Source organism: Morganella sp. Je.2.23 (assembly GCF_051129855.1).
In the GTDB taxonomy this organism is placed as follows: domain Bacteria; phylum Pseudomonadota; class Gammaproteobacteria; order Enterobacterales; family Enterobacteriaceae; genus Morganella; species Morganella sibonii.
Genome location: NZ_JBCPSQ010000001.1, coordinates 1 through 11,768 on the forward strand (window position 1 = coordinate 1; position 11,768 = coordinate 11,768).

At 46.7% G+C, this 11,768-nt stretch carries 7 protein-coding genes and 2 rRNA genes; 7 read left to right on the forward strand and 2 right to left on the reverse strand.

All coding sequences use genetic code 11. The features are described 5' to 3' along the window. The 7 genes from AAZR23_RS00005 to AAZR23_RS00035 form a co-directional block, all read left to right on the forward strand. Window positions 1-91, forward strand: a 23S ribosomal RNA gene (locus tag AAZR23_RS00005); the annotation flags it as partial. Between the two features lie 108 nt (window positions 92-199). Beyond that, a 5S ribosomal RNA gene (gene rrf, locus AAZR23_RS00010) occupies window positions 200-315 on the forward strand. Window positions 316-525: 210 nt separating this feature from the next. Next, a complete protein-coding gene (gene treR / locus AAZR23_RS00015; protein ID WP_247717321.1) occupies window positions 526-1,479 on the forward strand; it encodes a trehalose operon repressor TreR in 954 nt (317 codons plus the stop codon). A gap of 119 nt (window positions 1,480-1,598) precedes the next feature. Continuing rightward, the gene (gene treB, locus AAZR23_RS00020) at window positions 1,599-3,023 is read left to right on the forward strand and encodes a PTS trehalose transporter subunit IIBC (RefSeq protein ID WP_434689743.1); all 1,425 of its coding nucleotides are present in this window, start codon (window positions 1,599-1,601) and stop codon (window positions 3,021-3,023) included. Between the two features lie 20 nt (window positions 3,024-3,043). Further along, window positions 3,044-5,740 carry a glycoside hydrolase family 65 protein gene (locus AAZR23_RS00025; protein WP_434689746.1) on the forward strand — a complete coding sequence of 899 codons (2,697 nt, stop codon included), beginning with the start codon at window positions 3,044-3,046 and terminating at the stop codon, window positions 5,738-5,740. Then, window positions 5,737-6,396, forward strand: a complete 660-nt coding sequence (pgmB, locus tag AAZR23_RS00030; protein ID WP_434689749.1) for a beta-phosphoglucomutase — start codon at window positions 5,737-5,739, stop codon at window positions 6,394-6,396. The genes AAZR23_RS00025 and pgmB overlap by 4 nt, the downstream gene beginning before the upstream one ends. An 88-nt stretch (window positions 6,397-6,484) precedes the next feature. Beyond that, window positions 6,485-7,861: a carbohydrate porin gene (locus AAZR23_RS00035; RefSeq protein ID WP_434689751.1), complete on the forward strand. Its 1,377-nt coding sequence runs from the start codon at window positions 6,485-6,487 to the stop codon at window positions 7,859-7,861. Window positions 7,862-7,918: 57 nt separating this feature from the next. On the opposite strand, the gene AAZR23_RS00040 is transcribed toward AAZR23_RS00035, so the two are convergent. Both AAZR23_RS00040 and tssM read right to left on the reverse strand, forming a co-directional pair. Beyond that, the gene (locus AAZR23_RS00040; RefSeq protein ID WP_046893631.1) at window positions 7,919-8,272 is read right to left on the reverse strand and encodes a DUF6277 family protein; all 354 of its coding nucleotides are present in this window, start codon (window positions 8,270-8,272) and stop codon (window positions 7,919-7,921) included. A gap of 21 nt (window positions 8,273-8,293) precedes the next feature. Next, on the reverse strand, window positions 8,294-11,767 hold the full coding sequence (gene tssM / locus AAZR23_RS00045) for a type VI secretion system membrane subunit TssM (protein ID WP_434689756.1): 3,474 nt from the start codon (window positions 11,765-11,767) through the stop codon (window positions 8,294-8,296). Window position 11,768: the final 1 nt, after the last annotated feature.

The window sequence follows — 11,768 nt, forward strand, 5'->3', positions numbered from 1 at the left end:
ACGTTTGAGACTAAGACGTTGATAGGCTGGGTGTGTAAGTGCAGCGATGTATTGAGCTAACCAGTACTAATGAACCGAGAGGCTTAACCTGACAACACCGAAGGTGTTTTGAGTTGAGAGACGAAGAAATTTTTCAGCATAGTGAAGAGACAACAGAGTCATTCATTATGAAAAGCTTGTTTTGGATTAAATGAATTTGCCTGGCGGCCGTAGCGCGGTGGTCCCACCTGACCCCATGCCGAACTCAGAAGTGAAACGCCGTAGCGCCGATGGTAGTGTGGGGTCTCCCCATGTGAGAGTAGGGAACCGCCAGGTTATTATTAAGTGAAGAAGCCACCCTTTGGGTGGCTTTTTTGCGTTTGGGCGAAAGAAAAATAACGCAATGTGTGCTTATTTTCCGGATGAGGAATTATAACAATCAGTAATTTCACATTTAAATGCGTATAATACCCGGTATCGGATTACGGGATTCACCCGGCATCTGTTCTGATAACCAGATCGAAATGAATCAACGGGAGCAACGCTGTGAAAAAACTCACCATCAAAGATATTGCTGCTATCTGTAATGTCGGCAAGTCCACTGTCTCCCGTGTGATTAATAACGAACAGAATGTCAATGAAGAAACCCGTCGTAAAATACTGGCGGTAATTGAACAGAATAACTTTACGCCATCAAAATCAGCACGGGCGATGCGGGGGTTAACAGGCCGGACATTCGGGATTATTGTCACCCGGCTTGATTCTTATTCTGAGAACCAGGCAATCCGCGCGATGCTGCCTGTGTTATATAAAAATAATATTGACCCTATTATTCTGGAAAGCCAGTTTGATCCTGAAAAGGTTGATGAGCATTTGTCCATGCTGGAAAGACGGAAGGTAGATGGTGTTATTCTGTTTGCTTTTACCGGGCTGGATAAAGAACAATTAGTCTCCTGGCAACAGAATATCGTTGTTATTGCCCGTTCTTTCGAAGGCTATACCTGTGTCTGTAATGATGATACCGGAACAGTTAATCATTTAATGGATTATCTGTACAAAGAGAAGAACTTTACAGCTGTCAGCTATATTGGCGTTAATGAACAGGATGAAACAACCGGATTATTACGCCATCAGACTTATAAGCATTATTGCGATAAATATAAGATAACAGCGGACTCAGCATTGGGCGAATTAAACTACGAAAGCGGATATCTGCTTGCGGAAAATATCGTACTGAAACGTCCTCAGGCCATATTATGCGCGACAGAATCACTGGCGTTTGGTGTTAAAAAATATCTCGTACATCATCAGATTAATACTATTTTTGTTGCCTGTATCGGGCGAAATGACTTATTAACCTTCCTTTTTCCTGATGTGAAAACATGTCGCCTGGGTATTCGTGAAACCGGTCAGACATCAGTCAACTTATTGATTGATATGGTTAATGGCAACTTTTCACCCAAAACCCACCTGATCCCATCACCTTCATTTACCTATTGATTTTATTGAGTTAAATAAACTTTAGTGTGACGTTCGTCCCGTAATGGGATCGTTCCCATTGAGTCATTTCCATACTGAACGTATTTTAAAACACAGACGTTTTATACGGGGATGGGGATATGGAAATTAATGTTCACAGTGATGAACTGGATAAGATCATCAAATTTACCGGCGGAAAGGAGAATATCAGTACAGTTTCTCACTGTCTGACACGCTTACGCTTTGTTTTAAATGATCCTGAACTGGCTGATATTGAATCTATTAAGCAAATCCCCGGGGTTAAGGGATGTTTTAATAATGCAGGTCAGTTTCAGATCATTATCGGTATGAATGTCGGTGACTATTACCGGGGTCTGATTGAAAAACTCAATATATCTGAATCAGATAAAGAAAAAACAAAAGTCGCTGCCAGGAAAAATATGAAGTTCTGGGAACGACTGATTGCCAATCTGGCGGAAATCTTTGTTCCGCTGCTGCCGGCGTTGATTTGTGGTGGCTTATTACTGGGATTGAGAAATGTCATCGGTGAAATGCCTGTCCGGGATGATAAACCACTGACGGAGTATTATTCCTGGCTTAAGCCAATATATGATTTCCTGTGGTTACCGTGTGAGGCAATATTCCATTTTCTGCCGGTGGCTATCTGCTGGTCAGCAACCAAAAAAATGGGTGGCTCTCCGATCCTGGGTATTGTGCTGGGTATTACATTAGTATCACCTCAGCTGATGAATGCTTATGGCATCGGCAGTCAGACACCGGATGTCTGGGATTTCGGTTTATTTTCTATCCAGAAAGTGGGTTATCAGGCTCAGGTGATACCGTCTATTCTGGCGGGTTTATTCCTCGGCTGGTTTGAAGTGAAATTACGCCGCCGTATCCCTGAATATTTAACCCTGGTGGTCGTACCTATCATCAGCATTCTGGTTTCTGTCGTGGTGGCTCATGCCATTCTGGGGCCGTTCGGACGTGCTGCCGGTAATCTTATTTCGGATGGCGTCCGTTATTTAATGCTGGGTGATTTTGCGTTACTCGGCTCGATGATATTTGGTTTTTTCTATTCGCCTCTGGTAATCACCGGATTGCACCACACCACATTGGCGATTGATATGCAGCTGACACAAAGCATCGGCGGAACACCTATCTGGCCTATCATCGCATTATCGAATATTGCCCAGGCCTCTGCGGTTGTCGGCATCATTATTATGAGCCGTAAAAAGGATGAACGGGAAATAACGATTCCGGCGGCTATATCTGCCTATCTGGGGGTGACTGAACCGGCGATGTACGGCGTGAACCTGCGTTACCGTTTCCCGATGCTGTGCGCCATGATTGGTGCCGCACTGGCGGGGTTAATTTGCGGTTTTGCCCATGTGTTATCCAATGGTATCGGTGTCGGTGGTATTCCGGGAATCTTGTCTATTCAGCCTGCTTTCTGGGGTATTTACCTTGTTGCCATGATAGTCGCCATTGTTGTTCCAATCTTATTAACAATGATGATGTATCGTTATCAGCAGCGCAAAGGCACCCTGGTAACTTCTCTGTAAATTAATAAAGTGAATTTAATATGTGTTATCTGACTGTGTCTGTAAAAGAAAGTGGTGCTGACATTTTTTCCGGCAGCGATAAATATGATTATGCATTCCGCTGGAGTGACATATCCGTTAAAGCATGTCTGGATATTTTAACGGAGATCAGACGGGATTTTCCCGGTATTAAAGGTGGTGTCATTACGGGAGAACGGTTACCGGATTATCCCTCATTCTGTGCTGAACTGGCCGGGCATGTCATTATTGATCTGGAAAAATCATTTTCCGAAATCTTTAATGCCCCTTTTGTTGCACAGCAGGGAAAGGCTGTATTCACAGAAGATAAACTGGCGCAGGCATTAAAACAAAAATATGAGCAGCTCTGCTGGAATATTGATTATTCCGGGTTCACTGCGGGTAAAGAAGAATATGCGGCTGAATCATTATTAACCACGGCAAACGGATATTTAGGTGTGCGTGGTACATTGCCGGATATGCAGGCGGGTGATGCAACCTATCCGGCAACCTATCTGGCCGGTTGTTATAATCAGGCAGAGTCAGATATTGCCGGAAAGACGGTATCCAATGAGGATTTCGTTAATGTTCCTGACGCCCGCTCTGTCCGGATAAAGATCGGTGACGGTGAATGGCTGTCACCGGAAAATTGCCGCAATAAAATGCTGTACCGGAACCTGTGTTTAAAAAACGGCATTCTGGATCAGACCTGGATTGCGGAGGATTCCCGCAAACATCTTATTCAGATTAACAGCCGGATGCTGGCGGATATGTCCTGTCCGGAGCGGTTTGCGGTTGAATACAGCTTCACCCCCCTGAATTTTGATGCTGAGATTACGGTTGTTACCTGTATTGACGGTACGACCCGTAATTATGGTGTTGAACGTTACCGGAGCCTGACGTCACACCACTACCGGGTATTATCCCGCGGGGCAGAAGGCAGCTATGCGCAATTAAATGCACGGACACTGCAATCCGGTATCGGTATCGGCGTGACCACAAAAATACGTGGTAATTTTTTTACTGACAGTGATATTCAGATAAAAGAAAACACCGGTAAAGTGCAGCAGTTTATTTCCTGCCATGCACAGAAAGGCAAAACATACCGTCTTGAGAAAAGTATTAATATCCGTCTCTCTTCTGTTTTTCCGGATAGCTGGGCGGATGCGGATAAAACAACACTGGCTGATTTTTCCGTTCAGGCTGAAGCCTCCGGACAGGCATGGAAAAATTTATGGGATAAAGCTGATATTGTCATTGACGGTGATTTAATGGCGCAGAAGTTATTGCGTTTACATATTTGTCATCTGTTGTCATCGTGCTCACCTTACAGTAACGGAAAATATAAACTCGATGTGTCGGTAACGGCCCGCGGATTACACGGAGAGGCATACCGGGGGCATATTTTCTGGGATGAAATCTTTATTCTGCCTTTCTATATCATGCATTTTCCGCAGACGGCCCGTCAGCTGCTGATGTACCGCTATAACCGGTTACCGGCGGCGCGGAAAATTGCACAGGACAGCGGCTGTCAGGGGGCAATGTATCCGTGGCAGTCCGGTCTGGACGGCAGTGAGCAGACACAATCCGTCCATCTGAATCCGCTGAACGGTCACTGGGACCCGGATTACAGCCACCTCCAGCGTCATGTTTCTCTGGCCGTTGCGTATAACATCTGGCTGTACTGGAAAACGACCGGTGACGCGGAATTTATGCGGTTGTATGGCATGGAAATGCTGACAGACATTGCCCGCTTCTGGCTGAGTAAAGCCGAATATAATGAATCAACCGGGCGTTATTCTGTCAGCGGTGTGATGGGGCCGGATGAATTTCATGAGCATATCAGTGGCAGCAGCGCCGCCGGGCTTAAAGATAATGCGTATACCAATTTAATGATCTCCTGGTTATTTTCCGTTCTGACTGAATTGTCTCCGGAATTTAATACCACTGAGGAGGATACTGCATTTATCCGGAAAATCAGCCACACAGGTAAATGTTTATCGCTGGTGATTGAAGATGATGTGATTGCGCAGTTTGACGGGTATTTTTCCCTGAAAGAGATCGACTGGGAACACTATCAGAATAAATACGGCAATATTTACCGGATGGACAGAATACTGCGTGCTGAAGGTAAAAGTGCTGATGACTATAAGGTGGCAAAACAGGCTGATGCGTTAATGATATTCAATAATTTCTCCCGTGATGATGTTACCGGAATATTGAATAATATGGGCTACCACTTAGATCGTGATTATGCACAAACAAATCTTCATTATTATTTAAAACGAACTTCTCACGGTTCAACTCTCTCCAGAGTAGTGCATGCCCAATTGGCCTGCAATACCGGATTACATGATTTGTCGCGGGAATTATATCAGCAGGCGTTGCGGTCTGATTATGGCGATATTCAGGGCGGAACCACCGCAGAAGGTATTCATACCGGGGTGATGGCCGCAACTATCAATACAGCAGTGATGTCCTATGCAGGTGTGGATATCCGGGGTGATCATTTATCCGTTTCACCGTCATTACCGGCTGAATGGAATCGTATCAATTTTAATTTGCAGCATCGTGGTGTTCATTACTGCTTTTTGATCTCACAGAAATCGGTATCAGTCACCGCCGACCAAACGGTCTTTATCGATATTCATAATGAAAAACATCAGATTACAGCAGGTATGCCGTTTTCATATACTTATGTGAAGGAATACACATCATGAAATCAGGATTTTTATTTGATTTGGACGGCGTGATTGTTGATACGGCAAAATATCATTATATCGCCTGGCGATATATTGCCAATAAAGCAGGTTTTGATATCAGTGATGAGTTTAATGAGAAACTCAAAGGTATCAGCCGGATGGAGTCATTAGAAAAAATATTAGATTATGGTCATCAGTCTGATATGTACAGTCATGAAGAAAAGATATTACTGGCAGATAAAAAAAATGAGTATTATGTGAAGTTACTCGGGGAGTTATCTGAAAAGGATATTCTTCCCGGTGTTAAGGATTTTATTATCCGGGCAAACAATCTTAATATACCGTGTGCGGTTGCTTCTGCATCCCGCAACGCACCGGTTATTTTAAAAAAATTAAATATTGATAATTATTTTAACGCTATTGTCGACCCTGCACTATTGAGTAAAGGAAAACCGGACCCTGAAATATTTCTGAAAGCTGCATCATCTGTTGATGTTCTTCCGCAGGATGCCATCGGCTTTGAGGATGCGGAGTCGGGTATTACCGCACTGAACAGAGCGGGTATTTTCTCAGTCGGTGTAACAGCAGATCGTTCACTGTTAACCGGAGCTGATCTTATTATTTCTTCATTTGAAGAAATTACACCTGAATCTGTATTAAAAATAAAACAATAATTAAATTACCGATAATAATATTTCTGATAAAGGCGCAGCATATTCGTATGCTGCTGCCATCCGATCTTTGTGAACAGAGGTAGATATAATGAAGTTAACTCAATTAGCATTGCTGACAGGATTTGCTATTTCTTTTTCTGCCGGTGCTGAAACATCATTAAGTGATATTGAGGCACGTCTGAACAGTCTTGAAAAAAGAGCGTCTGAAGCTGAAGCAAGAGCAGTGGCAGCAGAAAAAAAAGCAGAACGTCTGGAAAATTTAATGGCCCGGAATACGGCTCCGGCAGGAAATACCGGCCGGGAGAATACATCCGGTTTCAGTAATATTGTCAGCGCCGATAATGAAAAAGGAACACTGAAATTATACGGTGATGTGGAGTTTAATATTGATGCCGCCAGCCGCAAAGGGCAGATTACATCTATGCAGACTCAGGCCGGACGCGGAGCGGATGATTTCGGTGATAAAGAACGCTGGGATATTAACGGGCGGATCTTAATCGGCCTTGACGGGCAACGTAAACTGGATAACGGTAATTATGCCGGTTTCAGTGTTCAGCCGTTAGCCAATATGTCCGGAAATATCGGGCTTGATGATGCGGTATTCTATTTTGGTAAAGAAAACAAATGGAAATATAAAATCGGCCGTTATGAGGCTTATGATATGTTCCCGCTGAATCAGGATACATTTGTCGAACATTCGGGTAACAGCGCCAATGATCTCTATGCTGACGGATTCGGCTATATCTATATGATGAAAGAAGGGCGCGGACGGAGTAACAGCGGCGGTGCTATGAACCTTAGCAGTAATTATGATAACTGGTATTTTGAGGTGAATACACTGGTTGAGGATGGCAGCCGCGTCTTTAAAGATCAGGAATACCATGGCCGTAAATTACAGAACAAAAAGAATGTGATTTATGTCCGTCCGGTAGTGGCATGGAATTATGATAACGTTACGATTGCGGGGGCGGTGGATGCTAACGTGATCAGCAATGCTTACGGCTTTAATAATGCGGACGGAAAGTTTGAGGATCAGTCACGCCGTACCGGTTATGGCCTGACGATGAAGTGGGATACACTGAAAGATGATCCGGAAAATGGCATGGTCGTTAACGTCAGTACTGCGTATCTGGATGCGAAGAATGAAAATGACTTCTCTGCCGGAACTAACGTGTTATGGCGCAAGTTCCAGCTGGGGTATATATATGCTCATAATGATATTAAATCCTACCAGGTCGTAAACTCAGCTGATGACAGCAAATATGATATTTTATATCCTGGAAAATATAATATTCACACAGTGTTCATGTCGTATGAATTACCGGATATATTGGGAATGGATAACTTTAAAACATACCTCGGTGCATACTACTCTCATATTAACGGGAAGGATGATATGACGATCGTTGACAGTAAAGATAACGACCGTTACGGCGCCCGTGTCCGTTTTAAATATTTATTCTGATTGCTTCTTATCACAGTAAAAAAATACCGGGAAAATCCCGGTATTTTTTTGTCCGGATTATATCTTCGGCATTTTATCAAACATGCTTTTCATCTCTTCCGGGAAGCCGGCGGAGAGTGTTGACCGCAAATCTTTCATGGCCGTGTCGAAGTCTTTCGGCCGTTCTGCCTGCTGCATTTTCTGATGTGCATCCAGATTATCCTGAAGGCCGTCAAACATTTTTCCCATTTCCTTCATCATCTGGTCACAGGATTGATTGACGTTTTTCAGAATGGAACGGGAGGCATCCGAACCGGACATCTTCATATTTTTAACCCCGTCCATAAAGGGTTTCTGTAATTCTGAAGCAGAATCATTTCCTGATTCAGTACTGAATTTCAGTACTGACTGTACATTTTTCGGATCTAACATAATGACTGTCCTTTTCGTTTATCAGATATTACCCGGGCAGGAAAATTGTTTTAATGCCCGTGACCACAACGGATAATCCTTCATTGTTGAATTGAGCTCGACAATAAAGAATCCTTTCACCTGACCCATTGCCATAGTGAGCTGGCGGCTGTTGCTGCTCAGTTGTGCCGGGTTACCGGCGTCATACATCCGGAAGAGTGCCCACGGACCGTCAAAGCTGACCGTTTCCACCTGTCCGTCCTGTGTTTTGAATGTCAGGCGCGTATAAATGCCGCCTTTGGGGCCCGGCCAGTTAATTTTGACCGGCTCCTGATAGCCGTGGCTGTAGCGGATTATCTGTCCGTCAATATCCAGCACAGCTTCAAGAACTGAAGGGGATAATGAGATCGGGCGGATAATCATGGACATTGACATCGAACCTGACGGATCAAAGAAGGAATCCCGGATGCGGGCGGCATTTTCAAATGATGCCACCGTTCTGGCGGAAACCACACCGCGGCTGCCGGGGTGGATTTGCCAGGGGGTTGCACCGGTATTCACATAGGCCGCCAGGTTTTCATCAAAGAAACTCTGGATTGCCCCGCCGCGTCCGAACATACGTGTGAAATCACCGATCCCGACTTCTTCCCGTGCGCCCCGGTTAAACGGATAGCGGCCGCTGATCGTGGTCCGGCAGGAATCAGAAGCAATGGATGACGCACCGCGGCTGAGGTTTTCTTTGCTCTTTTGCAGGCTCTGTTTTTCGCCTGTTGAAAGCAGATCCATCATGACACTGCGCACCGGTTCCGGCTGACGCAGCATATCATCGCGTAACCGGTTGATTTCACCGTTTTGCGGCAGGATCTGACCGGCCCGCAGTGAGGCGGAGAGGGTGGCCAGTTTGTTGTAAACCTGATCAAAAGCCGAGAACAGCGGATCATTGGCGCCGGCTGTTTCGGCCTGACGCAGACGGTGCAGCGCTTCAAACCGCGCTTCCAGGCTTTTCTCCGGCGTGCTTCCGGCAGCGCGATCATTACTGACTCCGTCCAGCAGTGACCGGCGGGTCTGAGTCAGTTTGTTTTCCTGGCGGGCAAACCATCCGGTGGCATCCTGCTGATTTTCGCGGCTCAGTGTGGTTTCATCGATAGCAAACTGAACCAGACCGGTCAGCGGCGAAGACGGCTCGGTAAACTGACGGGCGAGTTGCGCCGCATCATCGAGGTCACTGATTGGCCGGACACGGATATCTTTCAGGAAACTGTCCCACTGATTGGCATATTCAGACAGGTAGGCTTTCAGCGCTTCATTGGATAATGTCTGAATCGCTTCCTGTGTACCGATATCACCGCGTTTTTCAGTGTTGTCACTGAGCACCCAGTTTTCTTCGCTGATCATATCTGTGGCCGCATCCTGTAACTGCGGCAGGAAGACATCCCGGTAACCGGCTTTGGTGTAAAAACCGGAAACGGCGGTATCTGTCACGGTATTGGTGCTTTTTCGGCGCAGCATCAGCGACACGCTGGGACCTGCGGCATCTGCCAGCGAGATATTCTGAATACCGGCAGGCAGCGGTTTGTCTTTGATACGGTTAACCACCCGCAGATGGATCGGGGTTTTCATGGCATTGACACGGGCAATACGTACCAGCTCTGCATTCATTTTAGCCACCGGTGCCGTGGAGGAGGTGTCACTGAATAACTCATGCAGATGATAGCGGAACAGACGGCGATCGTTTTCGGTATAGCCCTGGACCGCGTAGTTTTCCCAGCGGATCATAAACCAGTTTTCCAGTGCCTCCGGCTCCCGGTATGAGGGATAAACCATCATCAGATAGACCTTGAGGGTGTCGTAGGCATCGGTATTACCGCTGAACGCACTCTGTTTCAGTTCGTTGGCGATATAATTTTCCACAGCAGGCCAGAAAATCTTGTAGAGATGACGGCGGTATGTCTTTTCCATCGCACTGCTCAGCAGTTTGTGCTCGAAATACGGTGTCAGCAGCGGCGGTGAACTTTCCAGAAACTGCGTGTTGATATAACCGAGCTGTTCATAAGCGGCGATCAGGTCATCATTAAACTGGCTGGTCACCGGAATATCGCGGACGATCCGCTTGGTTTCCTCAAAGCGGGCGCTGGCATAGGCGATAAAATCCGATTCCCAGAAATAGCGGGAGGAGAGCAGCATCACCGCAGCCAGCAGACCGGCGGTTACTGCGAAATAGCGGGCGGCGGAAAACAGCTTGTTACGCAGCGGACGGTAGCGGGCACTGTGCAGCACGCCCCGCTCGGTGATGGCCTGAGTCAGCGCCGGGAGGTACATTCCGCCGGACTGACGCTCATCAAACAGTCCGTCCGCCTCTGCGTTATACAGGCTCTCGCGGGCTATCAGCGGAATGGTACTGCCCATCCACAGCTGCCGCAGGCATCCGGTGTAGCCGGTGGCCGAGGCCGGAAAAATCTGTTCAAGGAAGGAAAACAGCGGCTTTTGCAGTGCGCCGAGCGATTCAATAAACAGCAGCAGCTGGTGGCGTAATCCGTCATCCGGCACATTGTGCAGGGTTTCAAGAATATAGTTGCTGACCCGGATCTGAAACTGGTGATAGGTATTTTCATCATGAATGAAATTATTACGGTGATCGTCAGTACATTGCAGTTTGATCCCCAGACCGCCTGCGAGCAGGTCGTCATCGGCGATATTCAGAAATGCCTCACCGCCGGGCAGATGGTCAATATTATTCAGCAGGAGATAGACCGGAATATCAGACTGAAAAAGAGCGGCCATTTCGAGGATGCGGATACGCAGTGTATCTGCCAGTGATTTCCGCTCTGTCAGCGGGGCATACAGCAGTGTGCCGATATCCGCACACAAAATAATCCCGTCGATGCCGGGATAGCGGCGGTGTTTACGGATAAGGGCGTACAATTTCTGACGCGCATTCCCGGCGTCATCGCTCTGTCCGTGCATCTGCACCCATTCCCCGGCGGTATCAATATACACAGCCCGCTCTGTCAGCCACCAGTTACAATCCACTGTCGGGCCGACATCGGTTGTGCGGGATAATCCGTATTGCTCGGAAAGCAGGAACTGTTCGCCGCTGTCATAAATCACGGAGGTTTTGCCGCATCCGGCAGGCCCCATCACCACAAACCAGGGTTTGTTATTGATGTATTCACGGCTGAGATGGATTTTCATCCGCTCACTGCGGGTTTTTTTACCGGCCAGTGCAATAAATTGCAGCGTCCGGATGGCATCGGTAAAACGGGCTGTAACCCGATCAAGCTGAATAATCTTCTTTTTCGGTTTCGGCATCGGGGTACGGAGAAACCGGAACAGGCGGCTGAACAGGAAAGCCACAAACGGCCATAACGCCCAGAAAAGAATAATACCGATAATGATCTGGCGTACCAGCACCCGCGCGAGCGGGTAGAAGTTGCCGATGGCAATCATCGGTCCGACCCACCAGATGATGTAGCTGAGAATCAATGCGATGATAAGGATAATAAATCGTCTGATCATA